General features: G+C 70.5%; 23 protein-coding genes. 8 read left to right on the top strand and 15 right to left on the bottom strand.

Annotated elements, in window-relative coordinates:
* Window positions 1-3 precede the first annotated feature (3 nt).
* Window positions 4-1182: an acetyl-CoA acetyltransferase gene (locus CAL24_RS20170; protein ID WP_094807719.1), complete on the bottom strand. Its 1179-nt coding sequence runs from the start codon at window positions 1180-1182 to the stop codon at window positions 4-6.
* 195 nt (window positions 1183-1377) lie between these two features.
* Between CAL24_RS20170 and CAL24_RS20165 the strand changes: the two genes are divergently transcribed.
* Window positions 1378-1842, top strand: coding sequence for a (2Fe-2S)-binding protein (locus CAL24_RS20165; RefSeq protein ID WP_094807718.1), 465 nt, complete (start codon window positions 1378-1380; stop codon window positions 1840-1842).
* The gene (locus CAL24_RS20160) at window positions 1839-4175 is read left to right on the top strand and encodes a xanthine dehydrogenase family protein molybdopterin-binding subunit (RefSeq protein WP_094807717.1); all 2337 of its coding nucleotides are present in this window, start codon (window positions 1839-1841) and stop codon (window positions 4173-4175) included. Before CAL24_RS20165 ends, CAL24_RS20160 begins: the two co-directional genes overlap by 4 nt.
* Before the next feature lie 64 nt (window positions 4176-4239).
* Here the strand turns inward: CAL24_RS20160 and CAL24_RS20155 are convergent, their stop codons facing one another.
* Window positions 4240-5220 carry a tripartite tricarboxylate transporter substrate-binding protein gene (locus tag CAL24_RS20155; protein ID WP_038852864.1) on the bottom strand — a complete coding sequence of 327 codons (981 nt, stop codon included), beginning with the start codon at window positions 5218-5220 and terminating at the stop codon, window positions 4240-4242.
* 194 nt (window positions 5221-5414) lie between these two features.
* A complete protein-coding gene (locus CAL24_RS20150) occupies window positions 5415-6077 on the bottom strand; it encodes a DNA-3-methyladenine glycosylase family protein (protein WP_028352792.1) in 663 nt (220 codons plus the stop codon).
* 88 nt (window positions 6078-6165) lie between these two features.
* On the opposite strand from CAL24_RS20150, the gene CAL24_RS20145 reads away from it, so the two are divergent.
* The gene (locus tag CAL24_RS20145; protein WP_051439240.1) at window positions 6166-7056 is read left to right on the top strand and encodes an alpha/beta fold hydrolase; all 891 of its coding nucleotides are present in this window, start codon (window positions 6166-6168) and stop codon (window positions 7054-7056) included.
* Here CAL24_RS20145 and CAL24_RS20140 read toward each other — a convergent pair.
* The 12 genes from CAL24_RS20140 to CAL24_RS20085 form a co-directional block, all read right to left on the bottom strand.
* Window positions 7053-7688 (bottom strand): helix-turn-helix domain-containing protein, encoded by a 636-nt coding sequence (locus CAL24_RS20140; RefSeq protein WP_051439239.1) that lies wholly within the window; start codon window positions 7686-7688, stop codon window positions 7053-7055. The genes CAL24_RS20145 and CAL24_RS20140 overlap by 4 nt on opposite strands.
* A gap of 80 nt (window positions 7689-7768) precedes the next feature.
* On the bottom strand, window positions 7769-8713 hold the full coding sequence (locus CAL24_RS20135; RefSeq protein ID WP_094807716.1) for an N-carbamoyl-D-amino-acid hydrolase: 945 nt from the start codon (window positions 8711-8713) through the stop codon (window positions 7769-7771).
* Window positions 8710-10164: an N-acyl-D-amino-acid deacylase family protein gene (locus CAL24_RS20130; protein ID WP_094807715.1), complete on the bottom strand. Its 1455-nt coding sequence runs from the start codon at window positions 10162-10164 to the stop codon at window positions 8710-8712. Before CAL24_RS20130 ends, CAL24_RS20135 begins: the two co-directional genes overlap by 4 nt.
* Before the next feature lie 16 nt (window positions 10165-10180).
* Window positions 10181-11155 (bottom strand): ABC transporter ATP-binding protein, encoded by a 975-nt coding sequence (locus tag CAL24_RS20125; RefSeq protein WP_170947133.1) that lies wholly within the window; start codon window positions 11153-11155, stop codon window positions 10181-10183.
* A gap of 8 nt (window positions 11156-11163) precedes the next feature.
* Entirely contained in the window at window positions 11164-12177 is a 1014-nt protein-coding gene (locus CAL24_RS20120) for an ABC transporter ATP-binding protein (RefSeq protein ID WP_432759301.1), read from the bottom strand.
* A 16-nt stretch (window positions 12178-12193) separates the two neighbouring features.
* Window positions 12194-13069 (bottom strand): ABC transporter permease, encoded by an 876-nt coding sequence (locus CAL24_RS20115; protein WP_094807714.1) that lies wholly within the window; start codon window positions 13067-13069, stop codon window positions 12194-12196.
* 9 nt (window positions 13070-13078) lie between these two features.
* Window positions 13079-14014 (bottom strand): ABC transporter permease, encoded by a 936-nt coding sequence (locus CAL24_RS20110; RefSeq protein ID WP_094807713.1) that lies wholly within the window; start codon window positions 14012-14014, stop codon window positions 13079-13081.
* Window positions 14015-14032: 18 nt separating this feature from the next.
* Window positions 14033-15604: an ABC transporter substrate-binding protein gene (locus CAL24_RS20105; protein ID WP_094807712.1), complete on the bottom strand. Its 1572-nt coding sequence runs from the start codon at window positions 15602-15604 to the stop codon at window positions 14033-14035.
* Between the two features lie 46 nt (window positions 15605-15650).
* A complete protein-coding gene (locus tag CAL24_RS20100) occupies window positions 15651-17096 on the bottom strand; it encodes a M81 family metallopeptidase (RefSeq protein WP_028352782.1) in 1446 nt (481 codons plus the stop codon).
* A 57-nt stretch (window positions 17097-17153) separates the two neighbouring features.
* Entirely contained in the window at window positions 17154-17555 is a 402-nt protein-coding gene (locus tag CAL24_RS20095; RefSeq protein ID WP_028352781.1) for a RidA family protein, read from the bottom strand.
* Between the two features lie 43 nt (window positions 17556-17598).
* The gene (locus CAL24_RS20090; protein WP_028352780.1) at window positions 17599-18735 is read right to left on the bottom strand and encodes an NAD(P)/FAD-dependent oxidoreductase; all 1137 of its coding nucleotides are present in this window, start codon (window positions 18733-18735) and stop codon (window positions 17599-17601) included.
* A gap of 170 nt (window positions 18736-18905) precedes the next feature.
* Window positions 18906-19094: a DUF3008 family protein gene (locus tag CAL24_RS20085; RefSeq protein ID WP_028352779.1), complete on the bottom strand. Its 189-nt coding sequence runs from the start codon at window positions 19092-19094 to the stop codon at window positions 18906-18908.
* Between the two features lie 197 nt (window positions 19095-19291).
* Here CAL24_RS20085 and CAL24_RS20080 point away from each other — a divergent pair, with 197 nt between their 5' ends.
* The 5 genes from CAL24_RS20080 (at window position 19292) to CAL24_RS20060 (ending at window position 25465) form a co-directional block, all read left to right on the top strand.
* Window positions 19292-20227, top strand: coding sequence for a DUF6963 family protein (locus tag CAL24_RS20080; protein ID WP_212591745.1), 936 nt, complete (start codon window positions 19292-19294; stop codon window positions 20225-20227).
* Entirely contained in the window at window positions 20214-20873 is a 660-nt protein-coding gene (locus CAL24_RS20075) for a TetR/AcrR family transcriptional regulator (protein WP_094807711.1), read from the top strand. Before CAL24_RS20080 ends, CAL24_RS20075 begins: the two co-directional genes overlap by 14 nt.
* Window positions 20874-20876: 3 nt before the next feature.
* The gene (locus CAL24_RS20070; RefSeq protein WP_094807710.1) at window positions 20877-22553 is read left to right on the top strand and encodes a thiamine pyrophosphate-dependent enzyme; all 1677 of its coding nucleotides are present in this window, start codon (window positions 20877-20879) and stop codon (window positions 22551-22553) included.
* Between the two features lie 2 nt (window positions 22554-22555).
* Window positions 22556-23800, top strand: coding sequence for a D-amino acid dehydrogenase (locus CAL24_RS20065; protein ID WP_028352775.1), 1245 nt, complete (start codon window positions 22556-22558; stop codon window positions 23798-23800).
* 72 nt (window positions 23801-23872) lie between these two features.
* Entirely contained in the window at window positions 23873-25465 is a 1593-nt protein-coding gene (locus CAL24_RS20060) for an ABC transporter substrate-binding protein (protein WP_094807709.1), read from the top strand.
* Window positions 25466-25472: the final 7 nt, after the last annotated feature.

Genomic DNA, 25472 nt, shown 5'->3' with positions numbered 1-25472 from the left:
GGCTCAGGCCCGGGCTGCCTGCAGGATCGAGGCATAGTTGGCCACGGCCGCTCCGCCCATGTTGAAGACCAGGCCCAGTTCCGCACCGGGCCGCTGGATGCCGCCGGCGCGGCCGGTGAGCTGGCGGAACGCCAGGGCGTGCATGGACACGCCGGTGGCGCCGACCGGGTGTCCCTTGGCCTTGAGGCCGCCGGACAGGTTCACCGGCAGGCCGCCGTCGCGCAGCACGGTGCCGTCGTCGAGGGCGCGGTGGCCCTGTCCTGCCGGCGCCAGCCCCATGGCTTCGTAGATCAGCAGCTCGGCGATGGTGAAGCAGTCGTGCACTTCGGCGAAATCCAGGTCGGCCACGGCGATGCCCGCATCGGCATAGGCCTGCGAGATCGCGCGGCGCGGGCCCTCGAAGGCCAGCAGGTCGCGGCCGCGCAGCGGCAGGAAGTCGTTGACCTGGCAGGCGGCGCGAAAGCGCACTTCGCGGGCGAACGACGCCGCCTGGTCGGCGGCGGTCAGGACCACCGCCGCCGCGCCGTCGGTGATCAGCGAGCAGTCCGTCAGGCGCAGGGGCGGCGCGATGAGCGGGTTCTTGTCGGACACGGTATTGCAGAAGTCCGCGTCCATGGGCCGGTGCATCTGCGCCAGCGGGTTGTCCATGGCGTTGCCATGGTTCTTGGCGGCGATCCGGGCCATGGCGGGCAGGGGATCGGCGTAGCGCTCGGCGTACTGGGTGGCCGCCAGGGCGAACAGCTGGGGGAAGCTCAGCCCCGCTTCGGCGGCATCGTTCTTGTAGCCCGCGCCGGCCAGCGCGGTGGTGACCTCGGCGGTGCTGCGCGCGGTCATTTTCTCGGCGCCCACCACCAGCACGGTGCGCGCGGCGCCCGCCTGGATGGCCCGCATGCCGGCGTGCAGCGCCGCCGCGCCGGACGCGCAGGCGTTCTCGCAGCGGGTGGCCGGCTTGAAGCGCAGCGCCGGCGAGGCCTGCAGGACCAGCGACGCGGCGAAGGCGTCGGGCACCAGCCCGGCGTTGAAATTGCCCAGGAACACCGCGTCGATCCGGGCCGGGTCCACGCCGGCATCCTCGATCGCCTCCGTGGCGGCCATGACGATAAGCTGTTCGAGATTCAGGGCGTCCAGGCGGCCGAAGGGCGTATGGCCGCTGCCCACGATGGATACCGGTATGCCGGGCATCGTCGTCTCCGTTGATTTTTCTGGTTTTTTAGTATGGGCGGCGCCACCCCGTATATCCATACGTGCAGCTACGTACAAAAATACGTACAGGCGGGGCTGGCCCCCGCCGCGCCGCCGACCCGCGCGGCATAGTGACTTGCCGCGGCGCCCGCGCTAGTATGATCTGCCCCCCTTTTCTTTGCCAAAGGAGCCTTCATGGCCAGTCTGACGATCAATGGCAAGACCCAAGACATAGACGCTCCCGACGACATGCCCCTGTTGTGGGTGATCCGCGACCGGCTCGGCATGACCGGCACCAAGTTCGGCTGTGGCATGGCCATGTGCGGCGCCTGTACGGTGCACATGGACGGCCAGCCGATCCGTTCGTGTGTCACCCCGGTTGCCGCGGCGGCCGGCAAGCAGATCACCACCATCGAGGCGGTCGGCGACGACGATGTCGGGCGCGCCGTGCAGGAGGCCTGGGCCGACATCGGCGTGCCGCAATGCGGCTACTGCCAGTCCGGCCAGATCATGTCGGCCACCGCGCTCATCAAGAGCAATCCCAAGCCGACCGACGCGGATATCGACGCGGCCATGAGCGGCAACATCTGCCGCTGCGGCACCTATCCGCGCATCCGCGCCGCCATCAAGCAAGTCGCCAGCAAGGGAGCCGCCAAATGAGCGAATTTTCGCGTTTGATCCCGCAATTGTCCGCCGGCCTGACCGGCCCGGCGCCCGCTTCCATGGCGCGCCGCGACTGGCTGAAGACCGCCGGCGCGCTGACCGGCCTGGTGCTCGCGGTGGGCGCCGCCGGCATCGTGCGCGCAGCCGACGCCAAGGAAGAAAAGAAATACGGCGCCGACGGCATGCCGCACGGCACGGTCGACGACCCGCAGATCTTCGTCTCGATCGGGGCCGACGGCATCGTGACCATCATCGCCCACCGCGCCGAGATGGGCACCGGCGTGCGCACCGGCCTGCCCATGGTGGTGGCCGACGAGCTCGAGGCCGACTGGACCAAGGTACGCGTCATCCAGGCGCCCGGCGACGAGCCGCGCTACGGCAACCAGGACACCGACGGTTCGCGCAGCACGCGCCACTTCTTCCAGCCGATGCGCCGGGTCGGCGCGGCGGCGCGCGGCATGCTCGAAGCGGCCGCCGCCAAGCAGTGGGGCGTGCCGGTCGAGGAAGTCGCCGCGCGCAACCACGAGGTGGTGCACGAGAAATCCGGACGCAAGCTCGGCTATGGCGAACTGGCCGAGGCCGCCGCCGCGCTGCCGGTGCCGGCCGGCGACGCGCTGCGCCTGAAGACGCCGGAGCAGTTCCGCTACATCGGCAAGCAGAGCACGCGCAGCGTCGACATCCAGGACATCGTCACCGGCAAGACCCATTTCGGCATCGATACGCGCCTGGACGACATGTTGTATGCATCCATCGCGCGGCCGGCCGTGCTGGGCGGCAAGGTCAAGCGCTACCAGGCCGACGCCGCGCTCAAGGTGCCCGGCGTGGTGAAGGTGGTCGAGCTGCCGGCCGGGCCGACCCCGCCGGTGTTCGCGCCGCTGGGCGGGGTGGCCGTGATCGCCCGCGATACCTGGGCGGCGCTCAAGGGGCGCCAGGCCCTGGAAATCGAATGGGACGACGGGCCCCATGCCAGCTACGATTCCGAGGCCTTCCGCAAGACGCTGAGCGAAGGGGCGGGCAAGCCGGCCAAGGCCGTGCGCAACGACGGCGACGCCATGCAGGCGCTGGCCGGCGCGGCCCGGCGCATCGAGGCCGAGTACTACCTGCCGCACCTGGCCCACGCCTCGATGGAGCCGCCCGCCGCGACCGCCCGCGTGGCCGACGGCAAGTGCGAAGTCTGGGCCTGCGTGCAGTCGCCCTACGGCACGCGCGAGAACGTCGCCAAGCACCTGGGCATGGACATGGCCGCGGTCACGGTGCACCAGACCCTGCTGGGCGGCGCCTTCGGCCGCAAGTCCAAATCCGATTTCGCGGTCGAGGCGGCGCTGTTGTCGCGCGAGATGGGCGGCAAGCCGGTCAAGGTGACCTGGTCGCGCGAAGACGACATCACCAACGACTATTTCCATACCGTCTCGGTCGAGCGCCTGGAGGCCGGCGTCGATGCGCAGGGCAAGGCGGTAGCCTGGCTGCACCGCACGGCGGCGCCCACCATCGGCTCCACTTTCGTGGCCGACGCGCAAGGCCAGCAGCCGTTCGAGCTGGCCATGTCGGCGGTCAACATCCCGTTCGACATTCCCAACTTCCGCGTCGAATCGGTGCCGGTGCCGGCCCATACCCGCATCGGCTGGTTCCGTTCGGTGTCCAACATTCCGCACGTCTTCGCGGTGCAGAGCTTCGTGGCCGAGATGGCCCACGCGCTCGGGCGCGATCCGCGCGATTACCTGCTGGAGCTGATCGGCCCGGCGCGCAAGATCGCCCCGGCGGATATGTCGGATGGCTGGAACTACGGCGAATCGCCCTCGGTGTATCCGCTGGATACCGGCCGCATGCGCAAGGTGGTCGAGCTGGCCACCGAGCAGGCGGGCTGGGGGCGCAAGCTGGAGCCGGGCCGGGGGCTCGGGGTGGCGGTCAGCTACAGCTTCGTCACCTACGTGGCCACGGTGGTCGAGGTCGAAGTGGGCCAGGATGGCAGCCTGGTGGTGCCGCAGGTGCACGTGGCGGTCGATTGCGGCCCGCAGGTGCATCCCGACCGGGTCCGGGCCCAGGTCGAGGGCGCCTGCATCATGGGCCTGAGCCTGGCCACGCGCAGCGAGATTTCGTTCTCCAAGGGGCGCACCAACCAGACCAACTTCCACCAGTACGAGGTCACGCGCATGTCGGAGGCGCCGCGCGACATCAAGGTGCACCTGGTGGAGCACGGCTTCGACGTGCCGCTGGGCGGGGTGGGCGAACCGGCGGTGCCGCCGTTCGCGCCGGCGCTGTGCAACGCCATCTTCGCCGCCACCGGCAAGCGCATCCGCAGCCTGCCGATCCGCGACCAGCTCAAGGCCTGAGCGGCGCGATAAAAAACCCGCCGGCGCGCCTGCGCCGGCGGGTTCTTCCTGCCCCGCGGGCGGATCAGTTGACGTTCATGCCCTCGGCCTTGAGGACGGGCGTCCACTTGTCGATTTCGGACTTGACCCATTTCTGGAGCGATTCGGGCGTCTGGCGGTCTTCCGAGACGATCTCAGCGCCCAGGTCGGCCATCTTGCTGGTGAAGGCAGGCGACTTCAGCGCCGTCTTGAGCGCCTTGTTGAAGACGGCGATGTCCTGGGCGGGCGTGCCGGCGGGCGCGTAGATGCCGTGCCACACCTTGACTTCGAACCCCTTCAGGCCTTGTTCGTCCAGCGTCGGCGCGTCGGGCAGCTTGGAGATGCGCTGCAGGGTCGTGACGCCGTAGAACTTCACGTTGCCGGCCTGGATGTGCGGGATCGTCTGGGTCGTCTGGTCGCACAGCACGTCGACCTGCTCGCCCAGCAGGGCCGACATGGCCGGGCCGGTGCCCTGGTACGGAATGGTGGTGAACTTCACGCCGAGCGCCTGCTGCAGCAGCGAGCCGCACAATTGCGATACCGCGCCGGGGCCGGCGTTGGCGAGGTTGATCTTGTCGGCGTTGGCCTTGGCGTACTGGATGAATTCCGCCATGTTGCTGGGCGGGAAGTTCTTGCGCGCCAGCAGCGTCATGGGCACGTCGACCACTTCGCCGACGTATTCGAAGCTCTTGAGCGGATCGAACTTCAGCGCCGGGTACAGGGCCGTGGCGGTGGCCATGCCATTGTGGTGGATGAAATAGGTGTAGCCGTCGGGCTGGGCATTGGCGACATACGTGGCGGCGACCGTGCCGCCCGCGCCGGTGCGGTTCTCGACCACGACGGGCTGGCCCAGTTCCTTGCTGAGCTCGGCGCCCAGTGTGCGCGCCACGACGTCGGTCGGGCCGCCCGCCGCGAACGGCACGACGAGGGTGATGGCGCGCGACGGGTAGTCGGCCGCCTGCGCCCCCGATGCCAGGGAAAGCGCGAGCAGGGAAAGGGCAATGGTGAATGGCGGACGGAAGGCCATGCGATCTCCTGTGTTCTAGGTATTGCGGGCGGACCCGGCGCAGCCGCAATTGGTGCGCCGGCGTCGGCCGCCCAGCCCGCTATTGTTGGCCAGCGCGCCGCCGGCCGGCAATTCGAGTTTGTGAAACGCGCGCTTAACGGCACGCGAAGCGGGGAAAACCCTGAGAATGCCCTGACAATGGCGCAGCTGGCGGCCTACAGGCCCACGCCGTCGCGCTGGCGCGTCACCCGGTAGAAGCGCCAGAACAGCAGCGCGGCGGCGGCCCGGTAGGGCGACCACTCGGCCGCCATGGCGATGAGGCGCGGACGGTCGGGCGTCTGGCCCGGCGTCAGGGCGTCGCCCACGGCTTTCTGCAGGGCGATGTCGCCGGCCGGGAAGATGTCGGGATGGCCGGCGCAGAACATCAGGTAGATCTCGGCCGTCCAGGGCCCCACGCCCTTGTAGCGGGTCAGCGCGGCGATGGCGGCCTCGGTCGGCATGGCCTCGATGGCGGGCAGGTCCAGCTCGCCCGCCGCCAGCGCGTTGGCCAGCACGGTCAGCCCCTGGAATTTGCTGCGCGACAGGCCCACGCCCTGCAGGCCGCGCTCGCCCAGCGCCAGGAAGCCGTCCGGCGTCGTGGCGCCCGGCAGCGCCTCGAGCCGCCGCCAGATCGCGTCGGCCGACGCCACCGACACCTGCTGGCCGCAGATGACGCGCGCCAGGCCGGCGAAGCCGGCCGGCCGCGCGCGCAAGGGGACGTCGCCGACCGCTGCGCGCACCGGCCGCAGGCGCGGATCGAGTTCGATGAGCTGGCGCAGATGCTGGTCGACTGCGTCCTGGGTGGTCAGGCGGGCGGGGGCGGGGAGCGGAGCGGGCATGCGCGGGCGTCGGTGAATGGCGGGCCGGGTCGGCTTGCCGCATATACTAGCCTGCCTGAGGTGTGGCTGTTTTCCGGATACAGGACCCATGGACAGCGCAAGCAAGATTCCGCCCGATTCCGTCCCGCCGGCGAGGAAACCGAAGCAGGCCTCCTGGGCCGCGTCCATGGCGGGCGGCGCGTTCGGCCTGGCCGGCGCCATGGCGCCGGGACTGACCGCGCGCCTGGCCCGGCGCCTGATGTTCCGGCCCCGGCGCCTGCCGCCATCGGAGCCGGGCCGCGGCATCCTGGCCACGGCGCGGGTCGAGCCGCTGCATGTGGATGGGCAGACGATGTACAGCTACAGCTGGGGCGAGCCGGGTCCCGGCGTGTTGCTGGTGCACGGCTGGGGCGGCGATGCCGCCCAGATGACGGGCTTCGTCGAGCCGCTGCGCCAGGCCGGCCACCGGGTGGTGGCCATCGACATGGTGGCGCACGGCCGGTCGAGCGGCCGGCAGGCCTCGGTGCGGCATTTCGAGGCGTGCATCGCTAGCGCCGCGCGCGCCCATGGCCCGTTCCACGGCGTCGTCGCGCATTCCATGGGCGCCGCGGCCGTGACCTTCGCCCTGTCGCGCGGGCTGCAGGCGCGCCGCGCGGTCTTCCTCGGGCCCGTCAGCCGGTACGACAGCGTGTGGGAGTATTCCCGCCGCATGATGAACCTGCCGCCGCAGGTCATGCCGCGCATCGCGCGCCACGCCGAGCGCTGGCTGGGCGTCACCTTCGCCGAGATGGAGCCGGCGCGGCTCGCGCCTTCCATGTCGGTTCCGCTGCTGGTGATCCACGACCGCGGCGACCGCGAGAGCCCGTATGAAGACGGCGCGCTGCTGGCGGCGGGCTGGCCGGGCGCCGAGCTGCTGCCGACCGAGAAAATGGGCCACACGCGGGCGCTGCGCGACCCGGACATCCTGCGGCGGGCGGCCGCCTTCGTGTCCGGCGGCTAGGGCCGGTTCCGCCGTCCCCGCGGCACTTCGTCCAGGTCGGTGCAGACGGCCAGCACCTGCGCGGGCGCCTTGCTGAGGGTCAGGTAGACATGCCCCATGCTGCTGTCGAAGTAGGCCGATTCGAAGCGCTGCAGGACTACGCTCTCGCCGTTCTCGAACTGGATGCGCACCTTGCCCGACAGCACCACCACGAATTCCTGGCCGGGATGGCGGATGTAATCGTCGAATTCCTCGACGCTGCGCGAGTCGATGATGCCCAGCATGGGGGTCATCTTCTTGCCCGGATATTCGCCCAGCAGCAGCCGGTAGTGGTAGTTCTCGGTGACGTAGTCGCGCGCCTCGTCCAGGGTGGCCTTGACGTAAGTAGGCGGCACCTCGGCCTGCGGACTGTCGCCCAGCATGAAGAGCCGGGTCATGTCTATGCCCAGACCGCGCGCCAGCGAGGCGAATTTCTCGTAGCTGAGGGCGATCTGGCCGAGTTCCGCCTTGGAGATGGTCGAGACGGCGATGCCCGAGGCGCGGGACAGGTCGTGCAAGGTCATCTTGCGGGCCTTGCGCTCGGCGCGCAGCCGGGCGCCCATTTCTTTCTTGCCGACGATTTCGGGGGGAACGCGCGGGGCGGCAGGGGCCATGGAAAGCTTGGTCTTGTTGTGGCGGGGCGGCGGCGCCCGCGGGCCCGCCGCAATGCAAGGGCAATTGTAAAGCCTGCGGTTCAGGGCGGCGCGGCCCCCAGCGGCGCGCCGGCGCCGGTGCGTTCGACGATCGGCCGGTAGTGCTCGGGCCGGCGGTGCGCCGCGAAATTGAAGATGTTGGCGCGGTAGTGCCCGGACACCGACAGGTCGCACATATAGTTGATGACCTCGTCGTCCTCGGAGAACGCGCGCACCATGATCTCGCCGGCGGGCGCGACGATGCACGAGCCGCCGATCATGGGGCTGCCTTCCTCCACGCCGGCCTTGGCCGCGGCGGCGATCCAGCAGGCGTTCTGGTAGGCGGCCGACTGCAGCGACAGCAGGTGATGGTGCATGCGCAGGTGGATGGGTTCGTTCCACTGCACGTAGCCCGACGGCGTGTTGTAGCCGACCATTACCACGTCCACGCCTTGCAGCCCCATGACGCGGAAGGTCTCGGGCCAGCGCCGGTCGTTGCAGATGCACATGCCGATGGCCGCGTCGGGCGTGTCCCACACCGGGAAGCCCAGGTCGCCCACGGCGAAGTACTTCTTCTCCAGGTGCTGCAGGGCCGCGCCCTCGCGGCTGCTGGCATCGCCGGGGATGTGGATCTTGCGGTACTTGCCGATGATGCGGCCGTCCGGCCCCACCAGGATGCTGGTGTTGTACTGGGTCTCGCCGTCCAGCTCGGCGTAGCCCAGGTAGAAGCCGATGCCCTTGGCGCGCGCCGCGTCGAACAGCGGCCGGGTCGCGGGGCCGGGCATCTCGGTCTCGAAGAAGCTGCGCACCTCGGCGGGGTCTTCCAGCGACCAGCGCGGGAAGAAGGTCGTCAGCGCCAGTTCCGGAAAGGTGACCCAGCGCGCGCCGCGCCCATGGGCCTCGTGCAGCAGGTCGACCAGCCGGCGCACCACCTGGGCGCGCGTATCGGCGCGCTGCACCGGCCCGAGCTGGGCCACCGCCAGGCGCAGTTTCTTGGCGGCGCTCATTGCGGGCTCCGTTCCAGCACGCGGCCGGCATGGTTGCCGGTGAAGGCCTGCGCTTCCCAGACCGGCGCGCCGTTCACGTATACCGAATGGATGCCGGCGGCGCGCTCCATGGGGTGTTCGAAGGTGGCGGTATCGGCCACGGTGTCCGGGTCGAACACCACCAGGTCGGCGAAGTAGCCCGGCTGCACCTGCCCGCGCCCGGCCAGGCCGAACTTGGCGGCGGTCAGGCCGGACATCTTCCACACCGCGGTCTCGAGCGGGAACAGCGCCACGTCGCGCGCATAGTGGCCCAGCACGCGCGGGAAGGTGCCCCACAGGCGCGGATGCGGGCGCTCGTCGTGCGGCAGGCCGTCCGAGCCGATCATGGTGGGCGGGAATGCCAGGATGCGCTGCACATCGGGCTCGTCCATCATGAAGTAGATGGCGCCGGCCGGCTGCAGTTCCTCCACTACGTCGTACTTGCTCTTGCCGCGCTCGGCCGCCACCTCGTCCAGGTCGCGGCCCGCCAGTTCGGGATAGGGCTTGCACCAGGTCACGATGGTGCGGCCGGCCAGCAGCACGCGGTCCTTCTTCAGCATGGTGGAGCCGGCCACGTAGGGGTAGGCGTCCAGCGAGACGTCCTGCTGGGCCATGGCGGCCTCGATGATGGCCAGCGTCTCGCGCGAGCGGCCGAAGTTCGGCTGGCCCATCACCTTGTGATGCGAGATGACGACCGGCACCGCCAGTTCGCGGCCGATGCGGAAGGTTTCCTCCAGGGCCTCGACGATGCGGTCGCCTTCGTCGCGCATGTGGGTGGCATAGATGCCGCGGCGCGGGCTCAGCGGGCGGCAGACCTCGATGATCTCCTCGGTGCTGGCGTGCGCGGCCGGCGGGTAGAACGTGCCGGTCGAGATGCCGATCGCGCCGCCGGCCATGGCGTCCTCCGCCAGGGCCTGCATGGCGTCGATCTCGGCGGCGGTGGCGGGACGGTCCAGGTCGGCCATGATGGCCGCGCGCAGGGTCGAATGGCCGACCATGCAGGCCGCGTTGACCGCTGGCGGCTGCGCGCGCAGCGCGTCCAGGTAGTCCGAGAAGCGCGCGTAGCGGTACGACCCGCCGGCGTCCAGCAGGTCCAGCGGCGCCGGCGGCGAGTCGTGCCGCAGCGGCGCCAGGCTGATGCCGCAGTTGCCCGTCACCACGGTGGTGACGCCCTGCGAGATCTTCGGCGCCATGTCGCGGTGTTCGAGCAGATAGTTGTCGTCGTGCGTGTGCGAATCGATGAAGCCGGGCGCCACCACCTTGCCGGCCACGTCGATGCGGCGGCGCGCCGGCTGGCCGGCCAGGTCGCCCACGGCGGCCACGCGGTCGCCGCGCACGCCCACGTCCGCGACGCGGCGCGGCGCATTGCTGCCGTCGATCAGCGTGCCGCCGGCCAGGATGAAGTCGTATGGTTCTTGAGCGGATTGGGACATGCGGGACTCCGTTGATTCAAGCGAAATGACAGGCGACCTGCTGGCCGGCGCCGGCCGGACGGGGCGCCGGCACTTCGCTGGCGCAGCGCGCCTGCGCCAGCGGGCAGCGGGTGCGGAACGCACAACCGGACGGCGGGTTCAGCGGGCTGGGAATCTCGCCCTTGAGCGTCTGCGCGGGCCGGCGCTCGCCCTGGCGGGCCGAGGGCACGGAAGCCAGCAGGGCGCGGGTGTACGGATGCGCGGGCTGGTTGAAGATGGCGTCGCGGGTGCCGGTCTCGACGATCTTGCCCAGGTACATGACGGCGACATGGTGGCTGATGTGCCGCACCACGCTCAGGTCGTGCGAGATGAAGACATAGGTCAGGCCCATGTCGCGCTGCAGGTCCATCAGCAGGTTGATGACCTGGGCCTGTACCGACACGTCCAGCGCCGATACCGGCTCGTCGCAGACGATCAGCGCGGGCTGCAGGGCCAGCGCGCGGGCGATCACGATGCGCTGGCGCTGGCCGCCGGAGAACTCGTGCGGATAGCGGTCGGCCGCCTCGGGCCGCAGGCTGACGCGCTGCAGCAGCTCGGCCACGCGGTCGCGTATGGCCGCGCGGCCGTGGCCGAAATTGCGCAGCGGCTCGCCCACGATATCGCGCACCCGCATGCGCGGGTTCATCGACGAGAACGGGTCCTGGAAAATGAACTGCATGCGCTGGCGCATGGCGCGCAGTTCGCGCGCGTCCATCTCGGCCAGGTCGCGTCCTTCCAGCAGGATGCGGCCATCGGTCGGGTCGGTCAGGCGCACCAGGCACTTGCCGGTGGTCGACTTGCCGCAGCCGGACTCGCCGACCAGGCTGAGCGTCTGGCCGCGCGGCACCGCCAGCGAGATGCCATCGACGGCGCGCAGCATGGCCGGGCCGTCGGGCCCCTGGACCATGAAGTGCTTTTTCAACCCGGCGACCTCCAGCAGGGCCGGGGCGGGGCGGAGGGCGGGGGCGTCCATGGCGGGCCTCATGCGGGAACGGCGTTCGGGACGGGGGCCGCGGCGCGCGCCCAGCACCACGCGCGATGGCGGGCGCCGGCATCGACCGCCGGCGGCTTTTCGGCGCCGCAGCGCGGCTGCGCTTCGGGGCAACGGGCGGCGAAGGCGCAGCCGCGCGCGGCCGGCGTCATGACCGGCACGATGCCGGGCAGTTCGGCCAGGCGCGCGGTGTGGTCCTGGCCGTCCACGAAGGCCGGCAGCGAGCGGATCAGCGCGCGCGTGTACGGGTGCTGCGGCCGGTCGAGCACGTCGTCCACCGTGCCTTCCTCGACCTTGCGGCCGGCGTACATGACGATGACGCGCTGGCACATTTGCGCCACCACCCCCAGGTCGTGGGTGATGAGCACGATGGCGGTGCCCAAGCGCGCCTGGATGTCGCGCAGCAAGTCCAGTATCTGCGCCTGGATGGTCACGTCCAGGGCGGTGGTGGGCTCGTCGGCGATCAGCACCTTGGGCTGGCAGGCCAGCGCCATGGCGATCATCGCGCGCTGTCGCATGCCGCCGGACATCTGGTATGGGTACTCGCGCACGCGCCGGGCCGGGTCGGCGATCTGCACCATTTCCAGCAGCTCGGCCGCCTGTGCGTAGGCGGCGCGGCGCGATTTCCCCTGGTGCAGCATGATCGATTCGGCGATCTGGCGGCCGACCGTGAACACCGGGTTGAGTGAGGTCATCGGTTCCTGGAAGATCATCGAGACCTGGTTGCCCCGGATGGCGCGCATCGCCTTCTCCGGCAGGGCCAGCAGGTCGCGGCCGTCCAGCTCGACCCGGCCGGCCGCGACCCGTCCGGGCGCGCGCAGCAGCCGCATGATCGACAGCGAGGTGACGCTCTTGCCGCAGCCCGATTCGCCGACCAGGCCGAGCGTCTCGCCGGGCGCGACCTCGAAAGACAGGTCGTCGACGGCCACCACGGTGGTGTCGTCGCCGTCGAAACAGGTGGTGAGGCCCTGCACGCGCAGGGCGGGACTCGGGGGGATAGGCATGGCTGCTTCTCTCCGTTCAGAGCTTGCGCGCCAGGCGCGGGTCCAGCATGTCGCGCAGGCCGTCGCCCACCAGGTTGACCGCCAGCACGGCCAGGCCCAGGAACAGGCCGGGATAGAGGATGATGTGGAATGCCACCGCCACGAAGTTGCGGCCCTCGGCCATGATGTTGCCCCAGCTCGGCGTATGCGGCGGGATGCCGACCCCCAGGAAGCTCAGCACCGCCTCGGTCAGGATGGCGGAGGCGGCGATGAAAGTGGCCTGGACCATCAGCGGGGCGAACAGGTTGGGCAGCACGTGGCGGACCAGGATGGCCGGCACGCGCGTGCCGCAGCACACCGCGGCCTCGATATACGGCTGCTCGCGGATGCTGAGCACCAGTGCGCGCACCAGGCGCACCACGCGTGGCACTTCCGGCACGACGATGGCGATGATGACCGTCATCAGGCCGCCCTTCAGGGTGGCCATCAGGGCGATGGCCAGCAGCACCCCGGGGATGGCCATCAGGCCGTCCATGATGCGCATGATCAGCGCGTCGATGCGGCGGAAATAACCCGCGGCCATGCCCAGCGCCACGCCGACGAGGGTGGCGGCGGCGGCCACCGCCAGCCCCACCAGCAGCGAGATGCGCGCGCCCCAGACGGTGCGCGAATAGACGTCGCGGCCCAGGGCGTCGGTGCCGAACCAGTGCTCGGCCGAGGGCGGTTTCATGCGCGCCAGCGGGTTGATATCCTGCGGGTCGGCGGTGGCCAGCCATGGCGCGGCCAGCGCCGCGCAGGCCAGCAATACCAGGATGGCGGCGCCCAGGTACAGGGTGGGCTGGCGCCGCAAGGCGCGCAGCGCGCGCTGGTGGGCGGGGCGGCGGGCCGGCAGGGGCAGGGCGATGGTCGACATGGCGATGCCTCAGAAGCGGATGCGCGGGTCGAACAGCCTGTAGCTCAGGTCGGCCAGCAGGTTGATCAGCACGTAGATGCCCGAGGCCACCAGCAGCACGCCCTGGATGACCGGATAGTCGTGCCGCAGCACGGCGTCGATGGTCAGCCGCCCCAGCCCGGGAATGGCGAACACCGTTTCGGTGACCACCACGCCGCCGATCAGCAGCGCGATGCCCACGCCGATGGTGGTGACGATGGGGTTGGCGGCGTTCTTCAGGGCGTGCCAGATCACCGGCCAGGTGCCCAGGCCCTTGGCGCGCGCGGTGCGGATATAGTCTTCCGACAGGGCTTCCAGCATGGTGGCGCGCGTCATGCGCGTCAGCAGCGCCATGTAGACCAGCCCCAGCGACAGGCAGGGCAGCACCAGGTGCCGCAGGTACTGGCCGAGGCCCTGCGAGAGCGGGCGGTAGCCCTGCACCGGCAGCCAGCCCAGCTTGATGGAAAAGCCGTAGACCAGGCTGTAGCCGATCAGGAACACCGGCACGGAGAACGCGCAGACCGAGCCGATCATCACCAGCCGGTCCGGCCAGCGGCCGGCGTGCCAGGCCGCCAGCACGCCCAGCGGGATGGCGGCGAGCACCGCGAACAGGATGGTGAACGCCGCGATCGACAGGGTCGGGCCCATGCGCTGCGCGATCAGCGTGGACACCGGCATCTGCGTGCCGATCGAGGTGCCCAGGTTGCCGGTGGCGATGTTGCCGACCCAGATGCCGAACTGTTGCAGCAGCGGCTTGTCCAGCCCCAGGTTCTGGCGGATTTTTTCCACGTCGGCGGCGGTGGCGTTGTCGCCCGCGATCACCGCCGCCGGGTCGCCCGGCGACAGGTGGATCAGCAGGAACACGACCACGGCCACCACCGCCATGACGGGGATGACAGCCGCGATGCGGCGCAGCAGGTATTTCACGCTGGCTACTCCCGGGCCCTAGGGCTTCTCGATATTCCACATGACGGGGATGCCGGTCTTGATCAGCTCGACGTGCTGCAGCCCGCGCACCGCGAAGACCGGCTTGAATTCGCCCCACATGACATAGGGCACGCTTTCGTAGGCGCGGGCCTGCATGCGGGCCGCCAGGTCCTTGCGTTTGGCGGGGTCCGATTCGCGGATCCAGCTGGTGCGCAGCGTGTCGAGTTCCTTGTCGCAGGGCCAGCCCGGCAGGCTGTTGCCGCACGCCGCCGACAGCCACGGGTTGGTGACCGGCGTGCTGGCGTCGAAGTAGCCGCCCCAGGTCAGGAAGATGTTCCAGCCGCCTTGCGCGGGCGGATCTTTCTTCAGGCGCCGGGCCGCCAGCGAGGCCCAGTCCATGGATTGCAGGTCGACGTTGATGCCGGCCTTTTTCATGTTCTGCGCCAGCACCATCACCGCGGGGGCGCTGAGGTGATCGGTGGGGTACAGCACCACCACCTTCTCGCCCTTGTAGCCGGCTTCCTGCAGCAGCTGGCGGGCCTTGTCCGCGTCCGGCTTGGCATAGCGCGCCGCGCCGGCGTCGGTGGCCAGCGGCGAGCCGCAGATATACAGCGTGGGGCAATAGTCGACGCGGTATTTCTCCGGGTAGCCGATGGCGGCCAGCATCTCGGTCTGGTTGACCAGGTAGTACAGGGCCTGGCGGGCGCGCGCGTCGTTGAACGGCGGATGCAGCGCGTTCACCACCACCATGCCCTGCGAGGCGACCGAGGTGCTCAACTGGATGTCGCTGCTGCTTTCCAGCACGGGCAGGAAGTCGGGCGTGACCTGCTCGATCATGTCGACTTCGCCGTTCATCAGCGCCGCCGTCGACGTATTGCCGTCGGGGATGTACACCCACTCGACCCGATCGACCTTGACCCGCTTGCCACCGGCCAGGCCGTCGGCCGGCTCGTCGCGCGGCACGTAGGCGGGATTCTTCACATACACCACCTTGTTGCCGGGCACCCATTCGTCGCGCTTGAACAGGAACGGGCCCGAGCCCACCATTTCGGTCACCGGCGAATTGGGATCGGTGGCGGCCAGGCGCTTGGGCATGATGAAGGGCGGCAGCCCGGACGGCTTGGACAGCGCGTCCAGGACCAGGCCGAACGGCTCCTTGAGCGTCAGCGTGAACGAGTCGGGGCTGTCGGCGGTGAAGCTGGCGCCGGCCGCGAACATGGCCTGCCCCAGGGTGTCCTTCTTGGCCCAGCGCTCGATCGAGGCGATGCAGTCCTCGGCCGTGACCGGGGTGCCGTCGCTGAACTTCAGGCCCGGACGCAGCTTGAAGGTCCAGGTCTTGCCGTCGTCCGAGCGGGTCCAGGTATCCACCATCTGCGGCCGCACCTCGTCCTTGCTGTCGCGCGCGAACAGCATGTCGAACACCATGTAGCCATGGTTGCGCGTGATGTACGCGGTGTTGAACAGCGGGTCCAGCGTCTTCAGGTCGGCGTGCGGCACCAGCCGCAGGGTCTTGGGCTCGGCCGCCGCCCCGGTGGCGGCCGCCATGGCCACCAGCGCCGCGGCACCCAGCAGGCTCAGTCGTTTCATCATTGTTGTTCCCCCATGCATGGCGGCCGGGCGGGCCGCGGAAAATGGTTCAGGCGGTCAGGGGCCACTTCGGGCGCGCGACCTTGGTGTAGGGCAGGGCGTTGTAGTCCTGCGTGATGGCGCCCGGCGTCTCGACGTAGATGACGCGCCTGGCGATCTGCGAATACGCCGCGTAGAAGTGCTGCGAGGACTTCACGACGATCAGCTTGCGGCTGGCCAGGTCCACGCCGAACTGGGTGAACAGGTCGGTGCCCATGGCCTGGTTGCGGTACGAAGTGAGCACCAGCACCGTGCCGCCGCAGTCGAGCGCGACCGAGTCGCCCAGCTGGGCGGGCGTGCCCGCCAGGCCGGTCATGACGGCGTCGCGCCTGAGCGCCAGCACCGTGCATTCCAGGTCGAGCGGCCGGCCCGACACCGGGGCCACCTTGCCGCCCAGGCGCAGGCGCATCCGCGCTCCTTCGCCGGCTTCGAAGCAGAGCTGTACGGCAACCGGATCCCAGAACGGCCCGAGCGCCGCGCCGTCGATGCCGCGCGCCAGAATGCGTTCCAGGATGAAGGTGGAATCGCTGGGCGCGCCGCCGCCGGCGTTGTCGGCCGAGTCCGCCAGCACCACCGGGAACTCGCCATGGGCCAGCGCCTGGTCCAGCGCTTCGTCGACGCCGGGATAGGGCGGCGCCAGCTGGTCGCGAAAGCCGATGATCTCCTCGCCCAGGCGGCGCGCCAGCGCGTCGGCCTGGGCCTGGTCGCCGTCGGTGTAGACCAGCACTTTCGAGCCCATGTCCGGCGTGTCGCCCCAGGGGAAGCCGTGGGCGATCGACACCGACAGCACGCCGTCCCTGCCTTCCATGGCCAGCAGGCGGTCGACGAAGCCGCGCATCGGCTCGCGGCTGGTGTGCATGATGGAGATCATCTGGCAGTCGTACACCGCACAGGCCGGCTTGATGCGGCCCTGCGCCTTGGCCACGCACAGGTCGACCAGGTCGTAGGCGCGGTCGAGGATGTCGGTATGCGGGTACTCCTTGAAGCACACCAGGAAATCGGCCGCCTGCGTCATCGTCTGCGTCAGGTGGCAATGCGGGTCCAGTTCGGCGCCGATGACGGTGCCTGGGCCGACGATCTCGCGCGCGCGGCGCAGCAGGTCGCCTTCGCAGTCGTCATAACCGTCGGCCACCATGGCGCCATGCAGGCCGAACAAGGCGATATCGACCGGGCCGGCGCGGCGCAGGTCTTCCAGCAATTCGTCGCGCAGGGTCTCGTAGGCGTGGCGCGTGGTGATCCCCGCCGGCATGGCGCCGGCCACCATGCCTTCGATCAGCGTCCAGTCCTGGCCCTGGGCGCGCTGGCGCGCCGCCCACAGCGGGCCGGAGAACATCTGCATGCGGTCGGGGTGCTGCCCGGCGGGAAAATAGCCGCGCGCGCGGTAGGCCGACAGGCCGGTGGGAATGGGCGAAAACGTGTTCGTCTCGGTGGCCAGCGATCCGGAGAAGATCTTCATGCGGTGGCTCCACGGTTGGAATGGCGGGCCGGCGCGCGGGCGCCGGGCAAGCGGCGGTCAGGCTTCCGAGACCGGACCGGGCCGGCGGTCGGGCAGCAGCGCCTGCATTTCGATCTCCACGTCGACGTCCAGCGCCAGCCGCGCCTGCACCGTCGAGCGGGCCGGCAGGGCCTTGCCGAAGCGCGCCGCGTAGACCTCGTTGAAATCGGCGAACAGCGCCAGGTCGGACAGCCATACCGTGACGCGCACCACGTCGTGCAGGGTGCAGCGGGCCAGGGCCAGCGTTTCGGTGATGCGGTCGAACACGGCCTCGGTCTGCGCGCGGATGTCGCCGCGCACGACCTGCCCGGTGGCGTCCATCGGCACCTGGCCGGACAGGAACAGGAAGCCGCCGGCCTGCGTGGCGCGCGAGAACGGCATGGGCAGCGGGCTGGGATGGCGGATGATGCGTCGGGACATGGCGGTACCTCGGTCGGTTTCCAGGACTTTCAGGGTGGGCGGTTCAGCGCAGGCGCCCGGGCCGCACGGCCTCGGCGTCGACGCCGTGCTTGCGCAGGTGCTCCGGCACGGGACGGCGCGCCAGCAGGGCGGCGGCCAGTTCCGAGGCGGCGGCCGCCGTCTGGATGCCGTAGCCGCCCTGGGCCGCCAGCCAGAAGAATGCCGGCGCCTGCTCGTCCCAGCCGATCGCGAAATCGCCATCGGCCACGAACGAGCGCAGGCCCGCCCAGGTGTGGCGCGGGCGCCGGATGGTCAGCGACGTCGCCGACTCGATCCGGTGGATGCCGGTGGCCACGTCGAGTTCCTCGGGCACCACGTCGTGCGGCGCCACCGGGTCGGCATTGGCCGGCGAGCCCAGCAACTGGCCGGCGTCCGGCTTGAAATAGAAGCTCTCGTCCACGCCGACCACCGCCGGCCAGTCGGCGAAATCCATGTCCTCGGGGCCGGCGAACGTGAATGCGGTGCGGCGGCGCGGCTGCAGGCCGATGGGCGCGGCGCCGCACAGCCCGGCCACCTGGTCCGCCCAGGCGCCGGCCGCGTTGACCAGCGCGCGGGCGCGCAGCGTCTGGCCGTCGGTGAGTTGCAGCGTCCAGCCGTCCGCGTCATGCCGCGCCCCGGCCAGCTCCGCGTTGGCCCGCAGGGTCGCGCCGCGCTGGCGCATGCCGCGCAGGAACCCCTGGTGCAGTGCGTGCACATCGATGTCGCGCGCTTCCGGTTCGGCGATGGCGCCGCACAGCAGTTCGCCGCGCAGGCAGGGCACGCGGGCCGCCGCCTCGGCGGCGCTCACCAGCGCGACCTGGTCCGACTGGGCGCGGAATTCGGCATAGGTCTGCCGCAGCAGGTCGGCCTGGTCGAGCGTGGCGATGTACAAGACGCCGCGCGCGCCCAGCAGGGGATGGTCGGCGAAACCGGCCGGCGGGTGCTCGTAGAACTCCCGGCTGGCGCGGGTCAGCGCGCGGATGTGCGGCGTGCCATAGGTTTCCATGAACATCGCGGCCGAGCGGCCGGTGGAGTGATAGCCGGGCTGCGGCTCGCGCTCCAGCACCACCACCGAGGCCGTCTCGGCCAGGCGGTAAGCGGCCGAAGCGCCGGCGATGCCGGCGCCCACGATGGCGTAATCGTACGTCTGCTGCTCAGCCATTTTCGTATTCGATAATTCTCAGATTAGATAATTCGCGGATACGATAAATTTGTTCGGGCAGCAGCGTAATAGGGGTTTTACCTAGCGCGCTCCATCGCGCAACGCAGCCGGCGGCCGCCCGGGCGTTGCGCCCGGGGCGGCCGCCGGCATGGGGCGGCGGGCCGCCGGGGTCAGGAATCGCGCTTGTGTTCCGGCTTGCCGCGGGTGGAGCCGGATGCCATTTTTTCCAGTTCCTTTTTGTCCATGGATTCGTACATGGACTTGGCGGCGCCCTTCAGCTCGCTCTTCTTCTGCTCGCCGCGCTTGGCGGACAGCGCGGCGCCGGCCGCGCGCTGCTGTGCTTGGGATTTCGCAGGCATGCTCACCTCCGTCGATCAGTCAATGCGAACCGCCGGGCACGCAAGCGGCGTGCCCGGCGGGGCGGGTTTCTCCCTATGCCGCCGGTCTTGTTGCCCCGTCAGCGCGGGTGTAGGATTTGCCCGAATGTGACCATGTGGTCACATGAACGGTTTCAGCGCCGGCGCGCCGCGCCGGCAGGACAACGGGAACGGCAGGCATGACCATCGGAATCGCCGCCAGCGGGCCACGGGCCGGCGCGGCCGTGCGCGCCGCGGTGCTGGGCGCCGAACTACTGGGCCGGGGCGCCATCGGCGGCTTCGCGGTTTTCGCGGTGCTGGACGGGCAGGGCAGGTATCGGCATTGCGAGACGCAGCGAGGCGGCATCGGCGCGCTCGATATCCCGCCGGCCTGGCTGGAGGCGCGCGCGGCGGCCGTTATTGCCAGCGGCCCGGACCGTCCCGAGCCGCTGGTGCAGTTTCTGCCTGGCGCATCCGGTATTGGCCTGGTGACCGGGCATCGGCTGCCGAACCGTCCGGGCGCCGACGGCGTGCCCCTGAACCAGGCGGTGCTGGCGCGGCTCGCCGAGGGACACGAGCCCCAGCAAGCCATCGACTCGGTGCTGGCGGGCTGCGCGCAGGCCGATGCGGGCCTGATCGCGCTGGCCGCCGACGGCCGGCTCGGCTGGGGCAATAGCGCGCGGGTGGCCGGGCGCGCGGATCTTGGCCAGGCGCAGCGCGCCGCGGCCGCCGGCCGCCTGGCCCTGCTGCACAACTCCATCTACGCGGACCTGCGCGGCGCGACGCTGGCCGATGCGCTGGCGGACCTGGCATGGGCCGAACTCGCCGGCCGTCCCGCGCCGTGGCGCTTCCTCACGCTGGCCGCGCCGGTGCCGGTGCGGCCCGCCGCGCGCGACTGCGTCCATGTGGATGCGACGGGCGCCATCGTGGCGCTGGAGTCGGCCGACCCGCACCTGCCGACGCTCGAGCGCCGCGGCACCGCCATCTACTTGGGCGCCGAGGTCCGGCAGGACGGCGCGCCGGCGGGGTGGGCAGCCACCGAACTCTATGCCGACGTCGCCGCCGGCGTGGCGCGGCCCATCGACGGGTTGGCGCGGCGCACCCTGCTGATGAGGAGCCTCGATGTCGCGGCGTGAACAGACTGAACGGCAGATCCTGGCCGCCCTGGAGGCGCAGATCTGCGAAACCGGCATGGCCGGCGTGGGCATCAACGTAATCGCCAAGCGCGCCGGAGTCAGCAAGGAACTGATCTACCGCTATTTCGACGGCATGCCGGGGCTGATGCTGGCATGGATGAAGGAGCAGGACTTCTGGACCGGCCGCTCCGACCTGCTCAAGAACGGCGAGTCGAGCCAGCGCACGCCGGCCGATCTGATCTTGTCCATGTTGCGCGCGCAGATCGAGGCGCTGGCGAGCAACGAATCGCTGCGCGAAGTGCGCCGCTGGGAGCTGATCGAGCGCAACGATGTCACGGCCCAGCTGGCCGACCGGCGCGAGCAGGCGGCCCGCCAGTTCATCGACCGTGTCGATGGCCTGACCGGCGAGGCGGATGTGCCCGCCATGGTCAGCATCATGCTGGCGGGCGTGCTGTACCTGATGCTGCGCTCGAAGACGGAAAGCCAATTCCTGGGCGTGCCCCTGCGCACCAACGAAGGCTGGGCGCGCCTGTACGCGGCGCTCGAGACGCTGACGCAGAGCCTGCCCGACGATCTCAAGCACCACTCGCTGAGCGCGCTGGAGGCCGCGGCGCGGCCCGGCGCCACGACACCCAAGGAGAGTTGACCCATGAGACGGGCGGCCGATCTGCTCATCGATACCCTGGCGGCGCATGGCGTGGACCGCGTGTTCTGCGTGCCGGGCGAAAGCTACCTGAGCGTGCTGGACGGCCTGGCGGGGCGCGCCGATGTGGTCGCCGTGACCGCGCGCCACGAGAGCGGCGCGGGTTTCATGGCGCTGGCCGATGCCCGCCTGGCGGGCCGCCCCGGGGTGGCCTTTGTCAGCCGCGGCCCCGGCGCAATGAACGCCGCCATCGCGGTGCACTCGGCGCAGCAGGACGCCGTGCCGCTGGTGCTGTTCATCGGCCAGGTCGAGCGCGCGCACCGCCACATGGGCGCCTTCCAGGAGATCGACTACGAGCGGGTCTTCGGCGCCATGGCCAAGTGGGTGGTGGAGGTGCGCGATGCCGCCCGGCTGGCCGACACGGTGGCGACCGCGCTGCACGCGGCGCAGAGCGGCACGCCCGGGCCGGTGGTGGTGGCCTTGCCCGAGGATATGCTGGAGGATGCGGTCGATGGCGCGGCGGCGCAACCGCTGGCGCGGCCGCGCGCCGGCGCCAGCCAGGACGACCTGCGCCGCGTGGCCGCGTTGATCGCCGCGGCGCGGCGTCCGCTGCTGATCGCCGGCGGGCTGCTCAAGCATGAGGCGGGGCGCGCGGCACTGCAGGCCGTCGCGGAGGCGTTCGGCCTGCCGGTGGCGGCCGCGGTGCGCCATGCCGACCTGCTGCCCAATGATCATCCGCAGTATGCGGGCCACCTGGCCTACGGCGCGCCGGCCGAACTGGCCGACGCCGTGCGCGAGGCCGACCTGGTGCTGGGCATCGGCACCCGGCTGGGCGATGTCACGACGCAGGGCTACGCGTTTCCGGCGGCGCCGCGGCCGGCGCAGGACGTCGTGCATGTATGGCCGGACGCCGCGGTAGTGGGCCACATCCGCCAGCTGGCGGTGGGGCTGGTGGCCGATCCGGCGGTTTTCCTGGCCGACCTGCGCGCCTTCGCGCCGGCGCGGCCGGCCGCCGCGCACCTGGCCTGGAGCGAGCGGCTGCACCGGGTCGCCGCCGGCCTGCGGCGCTGGGACGGGCCGCGCGACGCCGAGGACGGCGCGGTGTTCGGCGCGGTGGCGCAGGCGGCCGACCGCCTGCTCGACGACGATGCCATCATCACCATCGATTCGGGCAACTTCGGCGGCTGGGTGCAGCGGCTGATGCGTTTCGGCGGCGGGCGCACGATGCTGGCGCCGTCGTCGGGCGCGATGGGCTATGGGGTGCCGGCCGCCGTCGCGGCCAGCCTGCGCTGCCCCGGGCGCCAGGTGGTGTGCTTCGTCGGCGACGGGGGCTTCCTGATGACGGGCAACGAACTGGCCACCGCCATGCAGTGCGGCGCCCGGCCGGTGCTCATCGTGGCCGACAACGGGTCGTACGGCACCATACGCATGCACCAGGAAAAGCACTTCCCCGAGCGGGTCAGCGCCACGGCGCTGCACAATCCGGACTTCGCGGCGCTGGCGCGCACCTACGGCGCGCTGGGCTATGCGGTGAACCACAGCGGCGAAATCGACGCCGCGCTGGCGGCCGCGCTGGCCGCCCGGCGCCCGGCGGTCGTCGCCGTGCGCACCAGCCTGCAGCACATCTCGGCCGCGGCCACCATCGGGCAGTTGCGCGCCCGGGCCGCGGGGGCGCGGGGCTGAACATGCACATCGTCGTGATCGGCGCCGGCATCATCGGCATGATGACCGCCTATTTCCTGCGCGAGGACGGCCACGCCGTCAGCGTGGTCGAGGCCGGCCCGCGTCCCGGCCTGGCCACCAGCCAGGCCAACGGGGCGCAACTGAGCTACAGCTTCGTCGCGCCGCTGGCCGATCCGGCCGTGCTGCCCAAGCTGCCGTCCTGGCTGACCGACCGCGACGGCCCGTTGCGGCTGCGCCTGCGGGCCGACCCGGAGTTGTGGCGCTGGGGGCTGGGCTTCCTGCGGGCCTGCCGGCATGCCACGGTCCGGCGCAGCACCGCCGAACTGCTGCAGCTCGGCCTGCTGAGCCGCACCTTGATGCACCGGCTGGTGGCGCGCGAACGGCTCGATTTCAATTTCGCCTCATCCGGCAAGCTGCTGGTGTACCAGGACGCCGCCGCCTACCGCGGCGCGCTGGCGCAGATGCGCTACCAGGCCTCGCTGGGTTGCGAGCAGCGCGCGCTGGACGCGCGCGAGTGCCTGGCGCTGGAGCCGGCGCTGGCCGATATCGCTGCGCGGGTGGTGGGCGGCATTTTCACGCCCACCGAAGATGCCGGCGATTGCCTGAAGCTGTGCGGGGAACTGCAGCGCACGCTGGCCGGCCGGCCCGATCCGGTGCGTTTCCATTTCAACACCGAGGCGCGCCGGCTGCGCGTGCGCCATGGCCGCGTGCAGGCCCTGGAGACCGCCGCCGGCGCCATCGAGGCGGACGGCTATGTCATCGCCAACGGCGTGGGCGCGCAGGCGCTGGCCCGCCAGGTCGGCATCAACCCGCTGATCTATCCGCTCAAGGGCTACAGCCTGACCTACCCGCTCAGCGAGCGCAGCCGCGCGCCCATGACGAGCCTGAGCGACGTGCACAACAAAGTCGTGTACGCGCGCCTGGGCGACCGGCTGCGGGTGGCCGGCATGATGGATATCGGCGACCGTTCGACCGCGCTCGATGAGCGGCGCATCGCCAGCCTCAAGCACCAGGTGGCCCGCTACCTGCCGCGCCTGGAGGCCGCCGGCGAGCCGCAGGCCTGGGCCGGCCTGCGACCGGCCCGGCCCGACAGCAAGCCGGTGATCGGCGCCACCCCGTACCGCAACCTGTGGATCAACGCCGGCCACGGCGCGCTCGGCTTCACGCTGGCGGCCGGCAGCGCCGGCTTGCTGGCCGACCGTATCGCCGGGCGCGCCTCGACGCTCGCGCGCAGTTTCACCTTGTAGCACCGGGCCGCCGGCACCGCGCCCGGGCCGGCGGCGAGCATGCATCGACAACTGAATCAGGGGGTAAGCAACATGAAGACGAAGACCTATCTGCCGCAAGCCATCCGTCTGCTGTGCGGCGCGGCGCTGGCCGGCGCGCTGCTGGCGGCGGCGCCCGCCGGCGCGCAGACCGTGACCGCCGTCATGCAATCCGGCCTGCGGGTCATGGACCCGGTGCTGAGCACGGCATTCCTGACGCGCGATCATGGCTACATGATCTACGACACGCTGCTGGGCGTGGACGCGAATTTCAAGATCCAGCCGCAGATGGCCAGCTGGCAGGCCTCGGACGACGGCAAGACCTACACGTTCACCCTGCGCGACGGCCTCAAGTGGCACGACGGCGCGCCGGTCAAGGCCGAGGATTGCGTGGCCTCGCTGCAGCGCTGGGCGCAGCTCGATTCCACCGGCCAGGTGCTGATGCCGATGGTGCAGCACATCAAGGCGCTCGACGACAAGCGCTTCGAGGTGCAGTTGAAAGAGCCCACCACGCTGCTGCTGGAAGGCTTGTCCAAGCTCAGTTCGCGGCCCGCCTTCATGATGCCCAAGCGCGTCGCCGAGACGCCGGCATCCACGCCGATCAAGGAATATATCGGTTCGGGGCCGTTCAAGTTCGTGGCCTCGGAATTCAAGCCGGGCCTCAAGGTGGTCTACGAAAAGAACGCCGACTACGTGCCGCGCGCCGAGCCCGCGAGCTGGACGGCAGGCGGCAAGGTGGTCAACGTCGAGCGCGTCGAATGGGTCAGCATGCCGGACCAGATGACGGCGTTGAACGCGCTGCAGAACGGCGAGGTGGATTTCATCCAGCAGGTGCCGTTCGACCTGCTGCCCATCGTGCAGAACCGCGACGACATCAAGGTGCAGGTGCTGGACAAGCTGGGCGCCTGGACCTACTACCGCTTCAACCACCTGTACCCGCCGTTCGACAACAAGCTGGTGCGCCAGGCCGCCATGGCGGCGGTCGGGCAGGAGGACGTGCTCAAGGCGCTGGTGGGCAATCCCGAGTACTACCAGACCTGCGCGGCGGTGATGGGCTGCGGCAATCCCTATGGCAATACTTATGGCGAGGAGTGGGTGGTGCCCTCGAACATCGAGAAGGCCCGCGCCCTGCTCAAGGAGGCCAACTACGACGGCACGCCGGTGGTGATCCTGCAGCCCACCGATATCGCCATGCTGGCGGCCCAGCCCATCGTGATCGGCGCCGCGCTGCGCAAGGCCGGCTTCAAGGTGGACATGAAGACCATGGACTGGCAGACCGTGGTGACCCAGCAGGGCAACCAGAAGCCGCCCGCCGAAGGCGGTTGGAACATTTTTTCCACCTACAGCATCCTGGCCACTAGCGGCGATCCCTTCGGCAATACCACGCTGGCCTCGGCCGGGCGCAAGTCGTGGGCGGGCTGGCCCGACGTGCCCGATATCGAGGCCCTGCGCCTGAAGTTCGCGCGCGCCACCGACCCGGCCGAGCGCAAGGAGATCACCGCGCAGATCCAGAAGCTGGCCATCGATGAAGGCGTGGTGGCGCCGCTGGGGCAGTTCCGCATTCCGGCGGCCTACAGCAGCAAGCTCGACGGCGTGATGGAATCGCCGGTCACGGTGTTCTGGAACCTCAAGAAATCGGCCGAGTGAGGACGCC

This window comes from Bordetella genomosp. 2, from assembly GCF_002261345.1.
Classification (GTDB): Bacteria; Pseudomonadota; Gammaproteobacteria; order Burkholderiales; family Burkholderiaceae_B; genus Bordetella_A.
This window is presented reverse-complemented; position numbering and strand designations above follow the sequence as displayed.